Source organism: Sporosarcina sp. FSL K6-3457 (assembly GCF_038007285.1).
Classification (GTDB): Bacteria; Bacillota; Bacilli; order Bacillales_A; family Planococcaceae; genus Sporosarcina.
Map to the genome: position 1 here is coordinate 143,755 of NZ_JBBOWX010000002.1, position 18,844 is coordinate 162,598.

At 41.1% G+C, this 18,844-nt stretch carries 16 protein-coding genes; 10 read left to right on the plus strand and 6 right to left on the minus strand.

The genetic code is table 11. The features are described 5' to 3' along the window. Window positions 1–2 precede the first annotated feature (2 nt). The 6 genes from N1I80_RS22680 (at window position 3) to N1I80_RS22705 (ending at window position 5,884) form a co-directional block, all read left to right on the plus strand. On the plus strand, window positions 3–1,199 hold the full coding sequence (locus N1I80_RS22680) for a DUF418 domain-containing protein (RefSeq protein WP_340740245.1): 1,197 nt from the start codon (window positions 3–5) through the stop codon (window positions 1,197–1,199). Between the two features lie 45 nt (window positions 1,200–1,244). Beyond that, window positions 1,245–2,144, plus strand: a complete 900-nt coding sequence (locus tag N1I80_RS22685) for a fumarylacetoacetate hydrolase family protein (RefSeq protein WP_340740246.1) — start codon at window positions 1,245–1,247, stop codon at window positions 2,142–2,144. Between the two features lie 198 nt (window positions 2,145–2,342). Beyond that, window positions 2,343–2,729, plus strand: a complete 387-nt coding sequence (locus tag N1I80_RS22690) for a YisL family protein (protein ID WP_340740247.1) — start codon at window positions 2,343–2,345, stop codon at window positions 2,727–2,729. Between the two features lie 17 nt (window positions 2,730–2,746). Next, window positions 2,747–2,875 (plus strand): hypothetical protein, encoded by a 129-nt coding sequence (locus N1I80_RS22695; RefSeq protein ID WP_340740248.1) that lies wholly within the window; start codon window positions 2,747–2,749, stop codon window positions 2,873–2,875. A 199-nt stretch (window positions 2,876–3,074) separates the two neighbouring features. After that, window positions 3,075–4,226 carry an IS200/IS605 family element RNA-guided endonuclease TnpB gene (gene tnpB, locus N1I80_RS22700; RefSeq protein WP_340740249.1) on the plus strand — a complete coding sequence of 384 codons (1,152 nt, stop codon included), beginning with the start codon at window positions 3,075–3,077 and terminating at the stop codon, window positions 4,224–4,226. 215 nt (window positions 4,227–4,441) lie between these two features. Next, window positions 4,442–5,884, plus strand: coding sequence for an alpha-amylase family glycosyl hydrolase (locus N1I80_RS22705; RefSeq protein ID WP_340740329.1), 1,443 nt, complete (start codon window positions 4,442–4,444; stop codon window positions 5,882–5,884). A 221-nt stretch (window positions 5,885–6,105) separates the two neighbouring features. Here N1I80_RS22705 and N1I80_RS22710 read toward each other — a convergent pair whose 3' ends face one another. The 4 genes from N1I80_RS22710 to N1I80_RS22725 form a co-directional block, all read right to left on the minus strand. Next, entirely contained in the window at window positions 6,106–6,957 is an 852-nt protein-coding gene (locus N1I80_RS22710) for a DegV family protein (RefSeq protein WP_340740250.1), read from the minus strand. Between the two features lie 161 nt (window positions 6,958–7,118). Continuing rightward, window positions 7,119–7,928 (minus strand): Cof-type HAD-IIB family hydrolase, encoded by an 810-nt coding sequence (locus tag N1I80_RS22715; RefSeq protein WP_340740251.1) that lies wholly within the window; start codon window positions 7,926–7,928, stop codon window positions 7,119–7,121. A 148-nt stretch (window positions 7,929–8,076) separates the two neighbouring features. Next, a complete protein-coding gene (locus tag N1I80_RS22720; RefSeq protein WP_340740252.1) occupies window positions 8,077–9,717 on the minus strand; it encodes a glutathione ABC transporter substrate-binding protein in 1,641 nt (546 codons plus the stop codon). 245 nt (window positions 9,718–9,962) lie between these two features. Next, complete coding sequence (locus N1I80_RS22725) at window positions 9,963–11,588, minus strand: glutathione ABC transporter substrate-binding protein (RefSeq protein ID WP_340740253.1); 1,626 nt, start codon at window positions 11,586–11,588, stop codon at window positions 9,963–9,965. A 408-nt stretch (window positions 11,589–11,996) separates the two neighbouring features. Between N1I80_RS22725 and nikC the strand changes: the two genes are divergently transcribed. Genes nikC through N1I80_RS22745 form a run of 4 tightly spaced genes read left to right on the plus strand, consistent with a single transcriptional unit; the run spans window position 11,997 to window position 15,918 of the window. Further along, window positions 11,997–12,890 carry a nickel transporter permease gene (nikC, locus tag N1I80_RS22730; RefSeq protein ID WP_340740254.1) on the plus strand — a complete coding sequence of 298 codons (894 nt, stop codon included), beginning with the start codon at window positions 11,997–11,999 and terminating at the stop codon, window positions 12,888–12,890. Window positions 12,891–12,904: 14 nt separating this feature from the next. Then, window positions 12,905–13,846 carry an ABC transporter permease gene (locus tag N1I80_RS22735; protein ID WP_340740255.1) on the plus strand — a complete coding sequence of 314 codons (942 nt, stop codon included), beginning with the start codon at window positions 12,905–12,907 and terminating at the stop codon, window positions 13,844–13,846. 43 nt (window positions 13,847–13,889) lie between these two features. Next, window positions 13,890–14,915, plus strand: coding sequence for an ABC transporter ATP-binding protein (locus N1I80_RS22740; RefSeq protein WP_340740256.1), 1,026 nt, complete (start codon window positions 13,890–13,892; stop codon window positions 14,913–14,915). Continuing rightward, window positions 14,887–15,918 carry an ABC transporter ATP-binding protein gene (locus N1I80_RS22745; protein WP_340740257.1) on the plus strand — a complete coding sequence of 344 codons (1,032 nt, stop codon included), beginning with the start codon at window positions 14,887–14,889 and terminating at the stop codon, window positions 15,916–15,918. The genes N1I80_RS22740 and N1I80_RS22745 overlap by 29 nt, the downstream gene beginning before the upstream one ends. 105 nt (window positions 15,919–16,023) lie before the next feature. On the opposite strand, the gene N1I80_RS22750 is transcribed toward N1I80_RS22745, so the two are convergent. Further along, a complete protein-coding gene (locus tag N1I80_RS22750; protein ID WP_340740258.1) occupies window positions 16,024–16,752 on the minus strand; it encodes a response regulator transcription factor in 729 nt (242 codons plus the stop codon). Continuing rightward, complete coding sequence (locus N1I80_RS22755) at window positions 16,749–18,827, minus strand: sensor histidine kinase (protein ID WP_340740259.1); 2,079 nt, start codon at window positions 18,825–18,827, stop codon at window positions 16,749–16,751. The genes N1I80_RS22750 and N1I80_RS22755 overlap by 4 nt, the downstream gene beginning before the upstream one ends. Window positions 18,828–18,844 lie beyond the last annotated feature (17 nt).

Sequence of the window (18,844 nt, forward strand, 5' to 3'; positions counted from 1 at the left end):
CATTGAAGGTAACACCAACAACACTGGGTAATCGTGTGGAAGTACTTGATTTACTAAGAGGCTTTGCATTGCTAGGCGTATTTATAGCGAATATGATTCATTTCCAATCGCCTTATTTATACATGGATCCGTACACTTGGTTTAGTAGTCCGAGTGATGTAGCGACATTTAAAGGGATTGATATTTTTGTAGAAGCAAGTTTTTATCCGATTTTTGCGATGCTGTTTGGCTATGGGTTGAATATGCAGTATGAAAAAGCGTTGGCGAATGGGTCAGCTTTTGCACCAATGATGGCGCGCCGATTGGCTATTTTACTAGGTATTGGTGTCATTCATGCTTTGCTTATTTGGTCGGGTGATGTTTTATTCACCTATGCGGCTATGGGCTTTATCATGATTGCAGCTGTTAAAATATCTAAAAAGTGGATAATCCCGATTGCTGCTATTGTGTATATCATTCCAAATGCTATCCTTTATGCGGGGACTCGCTTTTTAGAAGCAGTGGATCCGAATTCAATGTTGGCGGGCTATGCAGATATACAAAAAATTGAGCTCGCGATTAGCGCTTATGGTTTGGGCTCTTATGGAGAAATATTTAGCTTCCGTTTTGTAGAATGGTTTACGTTCGGTTTCTTAGGAGCATTTTTAGGCGTATTTATGATCTTGCCGCTCCTGATGATTGGGGCTGGATTGTCGAAGTGGAAAGTATTTGAACGCGCTGGGGAGATGAAAGGGCGTATCGCAGTCATGACTGTACTGGCATTGGCAGCAGGAATTTGGCTGAAAGCTGTTCCATTTACGGGAGAGCCAACTTTGTCTGCTCAAATGCTGCAATCGGTATTCGGTGGACCCATTTTAGCTGCCGGCTATGTTGGTCTGCTACTGCTATTGAGCCGAATTCCATTATTCCGTACAGTGTTCCGTCCTGTATCTAAGGCGGGTCGGATGTCATTGACAACGTATATTACGCAGTCGATTGTTGCGACGACCATCTTCTATTCTTATGGTTTTGGGATGTACGGCAAAATCGATTTGGAGACGGGTGTCTGGATTGCGCTGGGGGTATTTATTGTCCAAGTGATCTTTGCTGAGCTGTGGTTGATGAAATTCCGCATGGGACCACTGGAGTGGTTATGGCGAAAAGCGACATACGGAAAAAGTTTGACGAATAAAGAGGGAAAAGGTCATCGTTTGTCGTAACAATTAAGAATAAGGGAAAACACTACTGAAGGGATGGGTTAACAGATGAAACTATTGTCGTTCCGTTACGAGGACCAAACATTATTTGGTCCAAAAGTGAAGAAGGAAGATGCGGTATGGGATATGTTGGCTATCGCAGAAGCATACGGAGATACTGATTTTCCACAAACAATCACGGAAGGTATCGCACACGGAATGGATTTTGTTGAACGCGTAAGAAGACTTGCGGAACAAGCACGAACAGATGACGATCCAGGTCGTTTTAAATATGCATTTACAGCTATCGAATGGCTAGCTCCAATTCCAAGAACGCCTAAAAATGTCCTATGTGTCGGCAAAAACTATGCAGAGCATGCAGCAGAAATGGGCGCAGATGCACCGCCTGAAAAGCTAATGATTTTTACAAAATCGCCGACTGCCATTGCAGCCGATGAACAAGATTTACCGATTCATGACGGTGTAACGGATAGCTTGGATTATGAGGGAGAGCTAGCTGTTGTAATCGGTAAGAAGGGGCGCAATATCCCGAAACAGCTGGCGTATGACTACGTTTTCGGTTACACAATTGCTAATGATGTAACAGCACGTGACATTCAAACCGCACACGGTCAATTTTTCCTAGGCAAGAGCTTAGATGGCTCTTGTCCGATGGGGCCTTATATTGTGACGAAAAATGAAATCCCCAATCCACAAAATTTATCTGTCGTAACGAAAGTGAATGATGCGGTTAGACAGAATGGCAATACTGCCTCCATGATTTTTAAAATTGATGAACTCATTGCGGAAATATCTCGTTATGTGACGCTTGAACCAGGTGACGTCATCTTGACAGGTACTCCTGCTGGTGTTGGGAAAGGAATGACACCGCCAACATTTTTGAAAAAGGGCGATACGGTAAAAATTTCGATTGAGGGCATTGGTACGCTGGTGAATACGTTTAATTGATTGTGAGTCTTTACGGTTATATTAAGTAGTAGTTAGATGCTAACAATGAATCCCTCAGACGAAAGTAGTTTGAGGGATTCATTGTTAGCGAGTTACTGATAAGTCGGAGTGTGGCACCGGGTTCTTCCTGACGGTGTCAGTAACTGGCATGGTGTATTTTATTATGGTACGATTATTTAGGTACAATACTATAATGAGGTGACTATTTTGGATGTATTAGCTAGCACAACACATTTTCATATTCTCACATGGGTTGCAGGAATTATTATTTTCATTGTAACGGCAGGATTGGAAAAGGGTACAAAAGGTAAGAAAATTGGACATATGATTGCTCGCCTATTTTACGTGTTAATCTTGCTATCTGGATTTTTGTTGTTCATGAAATACTCTAGTATCGATGCAGCTCTTTACGGCGTTAAGTTCTTACTTGGGCTTCTCACAATCGGTATGATGGAAATGATTCTTGTTCGTTCAGCTAAAGAGAAAAGTGTTAAAACTTTTTGGATTCTATTTTTCGTTTTCTTATTAGCAACATTATTCCTCGGATTTGGAATCGGCATTGGGGTTAATTTTTTAGTATCCTAAAATAGGGAGGTATGAAGATGGAAACAAGTATCGGACCGATTTTATTGATAGTTGTGTTGATGCTGATGGCACTCTTTGCGATCTCCGTCTTCATTCTTTCAAGAAGAAAGACCTCCATGCAAGATGACGATATGTATGATGAATGAAAAACCTACTGGTTAATACGCCAGCGGGTTTTTTTTATCTATTTACCGAAAGAAGACTCTCACTTCAATCACGTAATGGGCATAGCGCAGTGATAAGTGGGAGATGAATTTCGGTTGAGCGACAGCCAAAAATACTAGCTTTAAAGGAATGTATGTTCTATAATTGGATTAATGTTCCTTCGAAGCGGGGTGAAAGTTCATGTTGACCAACAAAGCCTATAAGTTCCGTATCTATCCAAACAAAGACCAACAGGTTCTCATTGCTAAAACAATTGGATGCAGTCGTTTTGTCTTTAATCACTTTTTGGATAAATGGAATCACTCTTATAAAGAAACAGGTAAAGGATTAGCTTATGGCACTTGCTCAGCTGGCCTTCCCTTGTTTAAAAAGGAGTTACCCTGGTTAAAAGAAGTAGATAGCATCGCTCTTCAATCATCTGTCCGCAACCTTGCAGATTCGTTTGACCGCTTTTTTAAGAAGCAAAACAAGCCACCCCGTTTTAAATCGAAAAGAAATAACGTCCAGTCTTACACAACAAAACAGACAAACGGTAATATTGCGGTTATCGGGAATGCCGTCAAATTGCCCAAGCTAGGGCTTGTTAAATTTTCCAAGAGCCGTGAAATCACGGGGCGTATACTAAGTGCGACTATCAGAAGAAATCCAAGCGGGAAATATTTTGTTTCCATTCTTGTTGAAACAATAGTTTATGAGCTGCCGAAAACAAATTCTTCTGTCGGTATTGATGTTGGTGTAAAGAATTTTGCGATTCTGTCAGATGAAACCATCTATGAAAACCCAAAATACTTTCGCACATTGGAAAAGAAATTAGCCAAGGCGCAACGGATTCTTTCAAGAAGACAAGAACAAGCGATACGCCAACAAAAACCCTTGCACGAAGCAAAGAATTACCAAAAACAACGAAGAATCGTTGCTTGTATTCATGAAGAAATTGCGAATAAAAGAACTGATTACTTGCATAAAACCTCCACCGAAATCATCAAAAACCACGATGTCATCGGAATTGAGGATTTGCAGGTATCCAACATGTTGAAAAACCATAACTTAGCCAAAGCAATCAGTGAAGTTAGTTGGTCACAGTTCCGCACAATGCTTGAATCCAAAGCGAAGTGGTACGGGAAGACAGTCGTCGTTGTGGCTAAAAACTACCCATCCAGTCAGCTCTGTTCAAGCTGCGGCTATCGCTATAAAGACGTTAAGAATCTCGCATTACGTGAATGGATATGCCCGGCATGTGACACACGTCATGACCGAGATCGTAACGCAAGTATCAATCTTGAAAAAGAAGCGATAAGACTTCTAACCGCAGGGACTGCGGAGCTAGCCTAATCCAAACTTTCGGTTACGAAAGTGTTCTTAGGAATCTCCCACCTCTAAACGCAGTGAAGCTGGGGGTAGTTCAATTCACAATATAGACCTATTTACAGCGTAAGGTTTTCAAATTCAATTTGAAACTATGGCAGTCTGGTGTATCGTTTGGTAAAGTGAAAGGTAACAGCTTATTTTTATGGAGCGGATTTTATTGAGGAGGCTTTTTTGTGAGAATGAAGAGATGGTTTGGGCTTATTGCTACTTCACTGCTCCTTGTAACGACCCTAAATCCGGTTGGGGTTTTTGCAAAGGCGGATCGAACAATAGAAGACGAAAGTATATATGATTTGCTTGTCGATCGCTTTAACAACGGTGACGGACTTAACGATTATCATGTCGATACACAGGATTTAAGTGCATTCAATGGTGGAGACTTCACCGGGATTGGCACGCGACTAGAGTATATTGCAGGAATGGGCTTCACCCTCATTTCACTGGGACCGGTATTTGCCACAGAAACCTATGACGGTAGCAAAGTACTTGATTATACAAAACTAGAGCCACATTTTGGAACGGACAAGGAATTTAGTGAGATGATCAAAACCATTCACAAAAGAGATATTTCCGTTATTGCCGATTTTCCATTTGCCGGTGTCAGTGCTAATCATGTGTGGGCAAAAGAAGGTAAATTCAAGGCAATCCCTGCTGCTGATGGAACAATCGATTGGGATTCTTCTGATGTAGCGGTGCAACGAGCGTTAAAAGAAGCGGTTGTTGATTTTGTAGAAACGTATAAATTGGATGGTATTCGCTTAACAAAGATTGAGAAATTCGATACAGCTTTTATTAATGAAGTAATTGGGGCTGTTAAAGCAGTAAATTCTGAAGCTTATGTATTGACGAATGAAGCAAGCGATGCAAACTTTGATGGTGCGCTAAATATGGACAAGATGAATGCTTTGAGAGCATCATTTGTAACGCCTGATGTAGACGCAGCTGCTTTATCGCTATTTACCGAGAATGCTGACAATGGACTTGTTCAATTCGATGATTTGACAGGACCGCGTTACACATACGATCTTGTAGAGGCTAGAATGTTCCCGCCAACAAGATGGAAACTAGCAGCGGCTGCTTTATTTAGTATGCCGGGGACGCCTATTATGCCTTATGGGACTGAAATTGCGGTAAATGGTAAGGCGGCTCCAGAAAATCATCAGCTGATGAATTTTAAGATTGATGAAGAATTGATTGAATACATTACTGGACTTAACAAATTGCGTAATCTGTCTGAAACGTTCCGTAATGGTGATTTTGAAATCTTATATAATGAGGATGGTTTTTCAATCTTTAAGCGCTCATCTGATGAAGAAACTTGGATTATCGCATTGAATAACACGACGCAAACATCCAATTTCGCCATTCCAAAAGAGGTTATCGGAGACAATAAAAAATTACGTGGGTTATTGGATAACGATCTAATACGGGAAAGTAAGGATGGCATGTTCCGTGTTGTACTTGACCGTGAAATGGCTGAAATTTACATTGCCGATGAAGATACAGGTTTTAATACGCCTTATCTTATCGCATCCATTTTAATCTATGTGACATTTTTAAGCTTCCTCTTTATGGTGTGGAGAAAAGGGAAGCAAGGTAGGAAAGAGGATGTAGCAAAATAATAGAAAAACACCAGGACACTAACATTCCTGGTGTTTTTCTATTGCTTAGGAAACTATAAAATCTCGTACTGTGGATAAGTTATGACGTAGAGATGTCTCGTCTAGGCTCCAGCGCCTTGCCCCTCGAGTTGCTTCGGTCTTGCTAGTAAAGGCAAAGGGCGCCTTTACTTTCAAGCCCTCCAGCGCTTGTCGGGGCTGAACAGGCGCTTGCGCTTTTGTTCTTAGAGTCGTTTATTCAAGAAAAAGATAGAGACTGTACCGGGACCTGTATGGGCACCAATGGTCGAGCCAATCATATGAACTTCAATCTTTTTGGGGCGGAATAATTCATTCACTAAGCCTTGCAATTCGAGTGCAATATTTTCATCATCTGCATGGCTAATGGCGATGGTTTGCTCGGCTAGATGATCGCCACGTTCTGCCATCAGCTCAGTCATGCGGCGGAGCACTTTCTTACGTCCACGATGCTTTTCAATCGGAACGAGTTTACCAGCTTCGACGTGAAGCAGTGGTTTAATATTTAATAGTCCGCCGATGAACGCACTTGCTTTTGACACGCGTCCACCACGAGCCATATAATCCAAGTCCTCCACTGTGAATAAATGCTCCATATGCTCGGCCATAAAGCGGATTTTTTCCTCAATAGACTGTAAATCTTCCCCTGCATCGCGTAAGCGCACTGCTTCTTTAACAAGTAGTCCGTAGCCAAGGGAAGCACATTTCGAGTCTATAATGACAAGATTCATAGTTGGATTTGTTTCTTGTACTTGTTTGCTAATCATGACAGCTGTATCATGTGTTCCCGATAATTCTGAAGAAAAGGCGATATAGATGCCTTCTTCACCAGATTCTGCAAGCCCTTGCCATTTTTCAAGAAATGATTCTGGAGAAACTTGTGAAGTTTTTGGCTGTTTGCCATTCCGAATAGCGTCGTACACTTCTTTTGGATTAATAGCTAAAATATCTTCATATTCTTTATCATCAATAAGGACATGTAATGGAAAAAGTGTGACATCGTTATCTTCAAAAAATGATTTCGGTAAATCGCAAGCACTGTCCGCAAAAATTCTCATAAAAATCCCTCCAATGGATACTTGTTATTTTTGTTCAGTAGGCGCTCAAAAACGCCTACTGAACAAAGATAAGCCTCCGGCGGATGTCACGGATTTTTTAGGGAAGCTTTTCGAGCTTGCTCGAAAAAAATCCGGACACAATTACGCCGGGGCGTAATTGATTAGACTAAGTGTAACCTCTCACTTAGCACCTGTGCAATACCATCTTCGTTATTTGTCGCTGTTACTTCATCAGCAATCGACTTTAATCGATCAATGGCGTTACCCATTGCGACACCGACACCTGCGTACTCAATCATTTCAAGATCATTATCTTCATCACCAAAGGCAATAATCCGTTCTTGAGGGATGTTCATCCATTTGGCAACATGCGAAATCCCAACCGCTTTATGTAAGCCATGCCGAATGACTTCGATGACATGCCACGGAGCCCCCCAACGACGATGGTCAATCACTTCCGCATGTACTTCGCCAAGATGGCGACGAATAGCATCTACGGACTGTTCCTCGGCTTGAATGAGCAAGCTTGTTGGATTGACTTGCAGATGGTTGCGAATATCACCTTCCGTAATCAGTGGATTTCCAAGGTTGAAAATATCAAGCAGCTTTTCATCATGGTAATGCATATAGACATCGTCCATTACTTCAGCAACGATATTTTGAACGGGAAATTGTTGTAGCGCATCGACAACATCATTGACGACAGGTAGGGAGATCGTTTCATGAATCGTTTGCCAAGATTGATTAGTAGGGTGGTGAACAAATGCACCATTAAAATTAACAATTGGTGTTTGCAGTCCAAGTTGCTGATAATAGACTTCACTTGCACGATAAGGTCTGCCTGTAGCAATCATGACATGGTGCCCCTGCTCCTCGGCCTTTTTCAGCGTATGCGCGGTTTTATCGGATATGATTTTTTCGTCTGTCAGCAATGTTCCATCGAGATCTAAAACGATTAAATGTGGTTTCAAAAAAATACCCCCTTCTAGTTACCAGTCTATCGTTAATGGGGGAATCAAGTCAAAAAATCCACCAAATAACCAAAAGTGGAGGCAATGAAGTAAATTGAAAAACTCCAGGAGTGGCGTAAACCGCTCCTGAAGTTTTTTGTTGCTACTATTATTCTACAAATTGAACATTCTGCAACTGATAGATACCTGATGTATCAATTGAGAAGCCTGTAATGTTGTTGCTGACCCCCGTTAAATACTCTTGGTGATGGATATAAACCATTGGAGCATCTTCGATTAAATGTTCCTGAATTGTGTTGTAAATTTTGATGCGTTCGTCTGGGTTAGCTTCACGACGCCCTTCATTAAGTAATTTGTCAACTTCAGGATTTTCGTAGAATGAACGGTTCCCAGGATTTCCTTTTTGAGTAGAGTGGAACAACGCGTACATACCATAGTCTGCGTCCCCAGTTGGGTTAGACCATCCAAGGATGAACATATCATGCTCACCATTCGCTGTTTTTTCAAGATACGTACCGAATTCCATTTGTTCAATTTCAACGTTGATATTGAGCTCTTTTAAGCTTGCTTGTAACAGAATCGCCATGTCGATACGTTGTGGGTTGTCGTTTGTCCAAATTGTTGTTTTGAAGCCATCTCCGTAACCAGCTTCCTCTAATAGTTTTTTCGCTTCTTCTGGATTGTAGCTGATTGGATTTGCATCATCATTAAAACCGAAGATTCCAGGTGCTAAAGGCCCTTTAGCTGGAACGCCAAAGCCTTCATAAACACCTTCAATGATTTCTTCTTTGTTCACCATCATAGAAATTGCTTTACGAACACGTACATCGTCAAATGGTGCTTTTTCTGTGTTAAATCCGATGTAAGAAAGACTAGATGATGCTTTTTGGTTTACTGTTGCATAATCACTGTTATTGATACCAGCAACTTCAATTGGTTGAACTGGGTCTGCAACTTGGACGAATCCACGCTCAAGGTCTGCATTACGTGTAGCACTTTCAGAACTTACTTTGAATGTGACGGTGTCGACGTGAACTTTGTCACCCCAATAATCATCATTTTTAGCAAGTTTGATTTCATCGCCTGGTGTCCAGCTGACGAATTTAAAGTAGCCAGTACCTACAGGCGCTTCAGAAATGATTGAGCCTGCCTGTTGGCCCTCCTCCATTGCTGCGTAATCAGCTTCTATAGATTTAGGGCTGATCATGCCACCACCATTATGAGATAAGTGAGCAAGAAGCGGTGCAAAAGGGTATTCCGTAGTGATACGAATAGTGTGCGGATCAACAACATCTACACTTGTAATCATTTCGAAAAGGAAATAACGTGGTGATGCAACTTCTGAGTCACGAATTCGATCAAGTGTAGCTTTGACCGCATCGGCGTTAAACTCTTCACCATCGTGAAACTTGACGCCTTGGCGAAGTGTAAACTCATAAGTTGTGTCATCAATAGCTTCCCATTTTTCAGCGAGACCTGGAATGATATTGTTGTCGTCATCACGATTAACAAGTGTTTCATAGATATTGGCTTGTACAACAGATGACGGGACATCGTTGGAGCCTGCTGGATCGAGTGAAGAGGCATCGGAAAGAACTGCAAGTACCAAATCTCCACCTTCTATCGGTCCTCCGGCTGATTCTTCTGTTGTTTCGTCGGTCTCTTCTGCAGGTGTTCCTTCAGTTTTTTCTTTTTCGGGCTCATCTGAACCGCCAGCACATGCAGCAAGAACGAGTGAAAGCGCTAACAATAAAAAGAGTAGCCATTTGTAATTACTAGTTTTTTTCATACGTGTAACCCCCCCAGAATTTTTTTTTACTACCCGTCATCCTATTTGGAACAGGTACATGCAATATAGCATATTAAAATGATTCAGACAATATAATGTTTGAATTATGTCTGTATTACATTATGGGGGAATAATTCAAAAATGGTAGGTATCCTGAATTTATAGAAAAATAGATTAAAATACCCGTATTTAGATGAATTCTAAATACGGGTATTTTTTATAAACTATCAAATGTTCGATTGAAATTACTCTACAAGTTGAATATCTTGCAGCTTGTAATGACCGGAGTCATTGATCCAATAGCCGCTAACCTTTTGGCTAACACCAGTTAAGTACGCTTGGTGATGGATATACACCATTGGAGCTTCTTCAATTAAGAGTTCTTGAACCTGATCGTAAAGTTCTAAACGTTTCGTTTCGTCAATTTCTTGACGTGCCTCATCAAGAATACGGTCGACTTCTGGATTTTCATAGTACGTCCGGTTACCTGATACACCCATATTAGAAGAATGGAACAATTGAGTTAGGAAATAGTCAGCGTCGCCAACGGGATTAGACAGACCAAGAATGAACATATCGTGTTCACCGTTACCTGTCTTATCTAGGTATGCACCCCACTCCATGACTTCAATATCTACTTCGATATTCGCTTGCTTCAATTCTTGTTGAAGAAGAATAGCTGTGTCCATACGTTGTGGATTGTCATTTGTCCAGATTGTCGTTTTAAACCCATCTTCGAATCCAGCTTCCTTCAATAAAGCTTTTGCAGCTTCAGGATCGTAGGAAAGTGGTTTCATCGTTTCGTTATGGCCGAAGACACCCGGTGCCAATGGTCCGACTGCTGGAATTCCAAATCCGTCATAAATACCTTCCAAAATTTCTTCTTGATTGACGAGCATAGAAATTGCTTGGCGAACCCGAACATCGTCAAATGGTTTTTTCTCGATATTGAATCCGATATAAGAAAGGGAAGAACCTACAGTTACATCAACACTGTTATCTGTACCTTCGATACCAGCTACTTCGTTTGGTTGAACTGGTTCGATTAGGTGTGAATAACCAGTTTCAAGCTCGGCGGCACGCGTTCCACTTTCAGGGATTACTTTGAATGTCACTTTATTAAGATGTGCAGGTGTTCCCCAATAATTTTCATTTTTCACTAATTCGACTTGAGAACCTGGTGTCCAACTTTCAAATTCAAAAAAACCTGTGCCTATTGGTCCTTCACTAATAATTGCTCCCGGGTTTTTGCCCTCTTTCATAGCTGCATAATCAGCGTCAATTAATTTAGGGCTGACCATTACACCAACTGGGTGATTTAGATGTGATAGAAGTGGTGCAAATGGATATTCTGTGATCAGTCGTACAGTATGCTCATCCACAACTTCTATATTTGAAATAACCTCAAACAGGAAAGCACGTGGAGCGGCCACTTCAGGATCAAGAATTCGGTCGAAGTTTTTCTTTACGACCTCGGCATTGAAATCTTCACCATCATGGAATTTAATTCCTTCTTGAAGTTTGAACTCCCATGTCGTGTCATCTATTGCTTCCCAGCTTTTCGCAAGGCTTGGAATAATCGTTCCATCTTGATCTTTTTTAATAAGGCCTTCTAAAATATTTGTCAAAACTGCTGCTGAAGGAACATCTGTTGCTGTATGCGGATCAAGAGTTGCAGCATCAGATAGAACGGCGATAACTAGGTCGCCACCTGCTGCTCCTTCACTTGTCCCTTCATTGTTAGCGCCTTCATCCACTTTAGACGAATCATCTTTGTCCGTATCATTACTTCCACCAGCACAAGCCGCTAAAAACAATGCCATGACAAGTGTTAAAAGTAATAAAAAACGGAAATTTTTAGGTGTCTTCATTATGTAACTCTCCCATCTACTATTTTTTTGTAAAACACTGCAGAGGATAGCAATATCTCTAAAAATATAACATATTTGAAATCCTAATACAATACTAAAAAGTCTAATAAATAAATAATTATACAGAGTATTCATTTTTGTGCCCGTAAAATGGGTAGGTGAAAATTAATATACGTAAAACCGAATTATTATTCATTCATTAAATTTCGTGAATAATTAAAACTCAATATATGATTAAAGATTGTAAGTCATTATAGTAATTGCGGACGATATAGTAGGTGTAAGAAGATCTCTATTTACAGAAATAGAATTACTATTCCGAAAAACATATTTTCATGTTATGCTACTTTTTAGCAAGAATAATATATTTATCAATTTGAATATGCGAAGAGAGGGTGTTATCGGGGTATGTCAGAAAAAGTGGTCGAAACAGTCGGCCGACCAAAGCGGTCAAGTCCAAAACTTGAGTACTATAAGACGTTATGGAAACGGCTCAGAAAGAATAAAGCGGCAGTGGTCGGAGGATTTTTCATCCTGTTATTTATTGTTGTGTCTCTAGTAGGTCCGTTGTTGACAACACAAGACCCAACAGCAGTAAAAGTGTTGAATAAATTGCAACCGCCATCTGCAGAGCATTGGTTCGGCACAGATAATTATGGTCGCGATATTTTTACACGAATTATTCACGGTATGGCGTTGACCCTAAAAGTTGGATTTCTATCCGTTACAATGGGTGGGGTGATCGGGGTAGTCCTTGGAATCGTGTCCGGCTATTACGGTGGAATAATTGATACGGTTATTATGAGAGTGATGGATGTACTGCTGGCATTTCCAGGAATCCTTCTTGCACTTGCAATTGTCAGTGTTCTAGGTGGAAGCTTGGAAAACGTTATTATTGCGGTTGCAGTCTTTTCAGTGCCTGCTTTTGCTAGAATTGTAAGGGGTTCCACGTTGTCAGTTAGAAAACTGGAATACATAGATGCAGTGAAAGCGCTCGGTGCATCTGATTTCCGAATTATTTTCAAACATATCTTACCAAATGTCATGTCACCGATTATTGTTCAAGCAACATTGCGCATTGCGACTGCAGTTCTTACTGCAAGTGGATTGTCATTCCTTGGCTTGGGGGCTCAGCCGCCGACACCTGAATGGGGTGCCATGTTAAGTGACGGGCGTAATTTCATGACTGATGCGCCGCATGTAATCCTCTTTCCAGGGATTATGATTATACTTGTTGTATTGGCGTTCAATATTTTTGGTGACGGATTGCGCGATGCGCTAGATCCGAAGATGAATAGATGACGGGGGGATCATGAATGATTAAATATATTATAAGACGTTTATTGCAAACGGTTCCAGTATTGATCGGTGTATCGATTCTTGTTTTCTCATTGATGCATCTTATCCCGGGGGATGCCGCACAAATCATGGCGGGGGAAGCTGCTTCGGAAGAAACCGTTGAACAACTACGGGAGAAACTAGGTTTGAACGAGCCACTATATGTTCAATATTTTACGTATGTTTCGAACGCAGTTCAGGGTGATCTAGGGTACTCAGTTCGAAGTGGTCGTGCAGTTATGGATGAAATTAAAGTAAGGTTTTGGGTAACCGCGGAACTCGCCTTCTATGCGACCTTGCTCGCTGTTTTTATTGGTTTAATTGCGGGGATCATTTCAGCAGTTCGCCATTATTCATGGGCGGATGTAACAATTATGATCATCGCGTTATTTGGTCTTTCTATGCCGAACTTTTGGATGGGCCTTGTACTCATTGACTGGTTTGCAGTTGGTAAAGACTGGCTTCCTGATTTTTTAAAGATGAGACCGTCCGGATGGGGTGACAGCTGGCGCCAAATTTTGCTTCCCGTCATAACACTCGGGACGGGAGGAGCTGCGATTATTGCCAGGATGACTCGATCTTCCATGTTAGAGGTTATTGGACAAGACTATATCCGAACTGCAAGAGCAAAAGGAGTCAGCGAACGGGTAGTAACGTATCGTCATGCGTTGAAAAATGCTTTGATTCCTGTTATTACGGTTGTTGGACTCGAGTTTGGAGCATTTCTTGGTGGTGCAGTTATTACAGAAACCATCTTTGCGATTAATGGAATGGGACGCTTGACCATCCAGGCAATTCAAACGAGGGACTTCCCAATTGTACAGGGAACTGTTCTCATTATTTCGTTGCTATTTGTGTTTGTGAACTTACTCGTAGACATTTCATATCGTATGCTGAATAAACGGATCGATCTGAATTGACTTGATATGATATGCACCATGAATGGAAATGGAGGTTGTCACCATGGACACTGCAATATTAGAAGTGCGTAATCTGCGCACATCCTTTTTTACAGATGATGGAGAAGTAAAGGCTGTAGACGGTGTCAGTTTTGTTGTCCCGAAAGGAAAGACAATCGGAATTGTAGGAGAATCTGGTTCTGGGAAGAGTATTACGTCGTTGTCGATTCTTCGACTTCTTGCGAGTTCGGGGAAAATCGTTGGCGGGGAAGTACTTTTCAAAGGTGAAGACTTAATTAGTTATTCGGATAAGCAAATGAGGGATGTTAGAGGTAATGCCATTTCTATGATTTTCCAAGAACCGATGACATCACTTAACCCTGTTTTCACAGTTGGACAGCAAATTAGTGAGTCACTTATTAAACATAAAAAGCTATCTAAACGCGAGGCGATGGTAAAATCAGTAGAATTGCTGAAACTAGTTGGGATACCTTCTCCGGATCGCCGTGTAAAAAACTATCCTTACGAACTTTCAGGTGGAATGCGCCAACGTGTCATGATTGCTATGGCACTCGCTTGTGACCCGGAAATTCTAATTGCGGATGAGCCAACGACAGCGTTGGACGTAACGATCCAAGCTCAAATTCTTATGTTAATCAAAGATCTACAAAAGCGACTTGGGATGTCAGTCATCTTCATTACGCATGACCTAGGCGTGGTCGCAGAAACATGTGATTATGTTGCAGTCATGTATGCTGGTCAAATCGTTGAGTATGCAGATGTTAGAACATTATTTGAAAAGCCAAATCATCCCTATACAATCGGACTTTTGAATTCATTGCCCCGTCATGATATTGATCAGGAAAAATTGGTTCCGATTAAAGGGAATGTACCTAATGTGCATGAAATGCCAACGGGCTGCCGTTTTGCACCACGTTGTCCAGCTGCAACGGAATTATGCACAAATGAGCTACCTGAATTGATGGAAGCAGAAAATGGAAATGACGTCCGTTGTTGGATTTATTCTGACAAGTGGGACGGAGAGACGGAGGTGGACGTCTATGGCGAAAAAAGAATTGCTAGAGGTTAAAGGATTAAAACAATATTTTCCTATTAAAGGTGGATTTATGGGCCGGACAGTCAACCACGTTAAAGCGGTTGATGACATTAGCTTTACGGTTTACGAAGGGGAAACTGTCAGTATTGTTGGAGAATCTGGATGTGGAAAATCAACAACAGGACGTGCGATTCTTAGACTTGAAGAGCCAACGGAAGGTACGGTAACGTTTAACGATGTTGAGTTGACGAATATTTCAAAACGCGAAATGCGGAAACACCGGAAAGATTTGCAAATTATTTTCCAGGATCCTTATGCTTCTATTAATCCAAGGCAAACGGTTTCTGATATTTTGATGGAAGCAATGACCATTCAAAATTCAGTACCTCCAAAAGAGCGTCGAAAACGGACCATTGAATTATTGCAAACGGTCGGTTTAAATGAGTACCAAGCGGATCGGTATCCGCATGAGTTTTCAGGTGGTCAAAGACAGCGTATCGGTATTGCAAGAGCGCTTGCGGTGAATCCAAAATTGATCATTTGTGACGAAGCCGTTTCGGCGTTGGATGTTTCTATTCAGGCACAAGTGTTGAACTTATTGGAAGAGTTACAGGAAGACTTCAATTTGACTTATTTGTTCATTTCCCATGACTTAGGTGTTGTCCGTCATATATCAGATAGAGTGATTGTGATGTATCTTGGGAAAATTGTTGAAATTGGTGATAAACTATCGATTTTTGAAAATCCGAAACACCCTTATACGAAAGCGCTATTATCAGCAATTCCGGTGCCGGATCCGACACGTGTAAAAACGCATATCCCACTAAGAGGAGATGTGCCATCACCAATCGATCCGCCGACGGGATGCCGCTTTCATACACGTTGCCCGTTCGCACAGGACAAGTGTAAAGTGGAGGAACCGCTTCTCTATACACATGATTCCATGACAGAGGATCATCAGGCAGCTTGTCATTTTGTTAAGGAAATCAATAGTGGACAAATGCAACCGAAAGATTACGATTCAGTAATGGTTTGATTAACATAAAATGCCTTCACCAGACCGTTTTCACTCGGTCCGTGAAGGCATTTTTGATTTGAAAGCAGTCAATACTTTAATGGCTGCTTGTTATTAATTAGCTTTTTAACTAATCCCCTTCATCACAAATTGATAACCAAACCCCCTGACTGTTAAAATCGTTGCTGAGTGACCAGGAGCTGCTTCTAATTTTCTTCTAAGGTTGCTGATATGGACTTTCAAGGCCTGTGTTTGTCCAAGACTATCTTCTTCCCAAATCGAATTGTAAAGTTCGGAAGCGTGAAAGGTTTGTTCAAGATGCTGGGCAAGAAAGAACAAGATTTGAAACTCCTTGGTAGACAGATCGAGCATCGTATTGCCAATAAACACTTTTCCAGAATGAACATGAAAACGAAAAGGTCCAACAGTTAATGCCTCTAGTTCGGTTTGCTTGTTGACCTGGCCTTCATTCTTGGATTGCTGATGGAATAAGGGGGATCTTCGTAAATTTGAATGAATCCGTGCAATTAGTTCATGTAAGTCAAATGGCTTTGTCACGTAATCGTCTCCGCCAAGCTCCAATCCACGAACAATATCAGAACCATCGGCTAAACAACTAACGAAAATAATAGGGACATTGGAGGATTGGCGAATTTCCTCACATACTTGGAATCCATCTTTCTCCGGTAGCTGAACGTCAAGCAGAATAAGATCTGGCTGCTCACTATCAAATTCCTTGATAGCCTCTATCCCGTTTGAACAAACAACAGTGTGAAAGTCGGAATTTGTTAATGCAGCAACGAGGAAATCCTGAATATCGCTATCATCCTCAACAATCATGATTTTTCTAGTCAAATGATATCCGCCTCCTTCTCCAAATAGGCTGGTAAGCTAACGGTAAAGGTACTTCCCTTGCCTGCTTTGCTTTCGACTGTCATCGCACCTTTATGCATTTTAACAATTTCCATGCAAATCGCCAGACCTAACCCCGACCCTTTTTTGATTGTATGATGTGCCTTTCCTTTCACAAAACGTTTAAAGACATGAGGTACTAGGTCAGCATCAATTCCTTGCCCATTGTCAGTGATGTTAATGAAAAGTGTACCATTTTGCGAACCAGCTTCATCTGGTACAAAGGATTTGGTTATTTCAATCATGCCACCTAATGGGGTAAACGCAATGGCATTTTGGACTAAGTTCACCAGTACTTGCTCCATGCGCATTACATCCAACCATGCTACTAATGAAAGCTCATTTTCCTGAGAATCTATTGATACTGGGATGAAATGAATCCCTTTATTTTCAATATCGTATCGCAATTGTTTATTCATATGATTGAGGAAAAAATCGACATTCGTATATTCGAGATTGAACTCCAATTGTCCTTCATCCAACTTAGCCAAATCAATTAGATCTTTCGATAAACGATTGAACAGCTTCGTTTTTTCAAAAATAATACGTAAATATTGTTGAATTTCATCAGATTGTATTTTAGACTGCATGAGCTGAATATAGCCTTGTATGGATTGCATTGGTGTAGCAATTTCATGGGAAACAGTCGAGAAGAAGGATTTCCTTGATTCTTCAATATGGCGTAATTGATTGTTTTTATCTTGCAAATCTCTTGTTCGTTCCATTACTTTTTGTTCAAGTGATGCATTCGTTACAAGTAATTCTTGCGACAGAGATTCAACCGTTTTAAAAGCATTCGAGCTCTTTTTTGCCACAATCAATGTTTGAACGAAAAGAAAGATAGATGCAGCAATAGGTGCCAAATCAAACGAATGTATCAGCTGTTTATGAAAAAGCATATCATTCATGGCAGCTAAGACTAACACGTTTATGGACAAGAAATTGACAAAAGCTCCTTCACGTTTTCTAACGGTTGCCAGTGTAACGACATATACCGAATAAATGAACATGATGGCAATCCAAGCTTCAAAAAATACGAGGAAATGGGTGAAAATATAAGCTGGCAAAAGGGTAGTCAAGCTAAAAAGACTGCAAATGACTATAGCGATACGGACGATTGTTTGATTCATCTCTTTTGGGAACAAGTGCGCTAAAAATATAAAAACAACCAAGAGGCCAACGTAGAACGTGAGATACTCCATTTTGACGCTTAATTCCCACGGGAAATTAGGAATGATATACATGAACAGAATTCCTCCGACCAACAGTGTACGGAGGGACACGACCAGACAGAAAATACCTAAAAATAGAGGCAGTAAGGTCGTTACGCGAAATAAATAGAGGGATATATGATAAAAGCCGAGAGCGAAAATACAGCTCGCAGTCAGAACTTCCCTCATGATAGTCAGTTCACGCTGCTTCAGAATTTCTTTTTCATGCCCCAAGGTTATCGCTGACCACATGCCCCCTTTTCGTTGTGAGAAATTGGATACTTGCATGACAAGTTCAACCTCATTCGATGTTGGCTGAAAGGAAACAATCTGCGAATATGATCTAGGTTTCATACTTTTACGGTCAATACCGATAGTCCCATTACCCCCGATTAATTTGCCATCAACCCAAATTTGAAATGCGGAAGCAACGGAAGGCAAGTAGAGCGAAAGGTGCCGCTCGGTGTCATGTTCGTTTAGTAGAATACGTAATCGATATGTACCGTATCCTTCATTGGATATGAGACCTTCCCCGGTGTAGTCCGCTTTCGCCCACGTACTAGGCGCTTCAATATACGCAGGCTTTCTTTGTCCTATTGAAAAATCTATAGGCTCTAGAAGCTCGTCCCAATAAAACTCCCATTGCCCCTGCAAAGAAAGCGAATTGCTTGAAAGAGTAGTCTGTTGAAGGTCAAGAACCCCTTTTTTAATCGATGAATCAGATGGATCTGCACCACTGGCGAAGGAAGGTAGAACCATGAGTAGAAACAGCGTCAAGAGGGTTGAACGACTTATCCCTTTTTTCATCTAGAGCCCTCCTTAGA

Coding starts and splice junctions, on each gene's coding strand:
- N1I80_RS22685 (WP_340740246.1), top strand. CDS start 1,245: ATGAAACTATTGTCGTTCCGTTACGAGGACCAAACATTATTTGGTCCA.
- N1I80_RS22695 (WP_340740248.1), top strand. CDS start 2,747: ATGGAAACAAGTATCGGACCGATTTTATTGATAGTTGTGTTGATGCTG.
- tnpB (WP_340740249.1), top strand. CDS start 3,075: ATGTTGACCAACAAAGCCTATAAGTTCCGTATCTATCCAAACAAAGAC.
- N1I80_RS22705 (WP_340740329.1), top strand. CDS start 4,442: ATGAAGAGATGGTTTGGGCTTATTGCTACTTCACTGCTCCTTGTAACG.
- N1I80_RS22710 (WP_340740250.1), bottom strand. CDS start 6,957: ATGAGAATTTTTGCGGACAGTGCTTGCGATTTACCGAAATCATTTTTT.
- N1I80_RS22720 (WP_340740252.1), bottom strand. CDS start 9,717: ATGAAAAAAACTAGTAATTACAAATGGCTACTCTTTTTATTGTTAGCG.
- N1I80_RS22725 (WP_340740253.1), bottom strand. CDS start 11,588: ATGAAGACACCTAAAAATTTCCGTTTTTTATTACTTTTAACACTTGTC.
- nikC (WP_340740254.1), top strand. CDS start 11,997: ATGTCAGAAAAAGTGGTCGAAACAGTCGGCCGACCAAAGCGGTCAAGT.
- N1I80_RS22735 (WP_340740255.1), top strand. CDS start 12,905: ATGATTAAATATATTATAAGACGTTTATTGCAAACGGTTCCAGTATTG.
- N1I80_RS22740 (WP_340740256.1), top strand. CDS start 13,890: ATGGACACTGCAATATTAGAAGTGCGTAATCTGCGCACATCCTTTTTT.
- N1I80_RS22745 (WP_340740257.1), top strand. CDS start 14,887: ATGGCGAAAAAAGAATTGCTAGAGGTTAAAGGATTAAAACAATATTTT.
- N1I80_RS22755 (WP_340740259.1), bottom strand. CDS start 18,827: ATGAAAAAAGGGATAAGTCGTTCAACCCTCTTGACGCTGTTTCTACTC.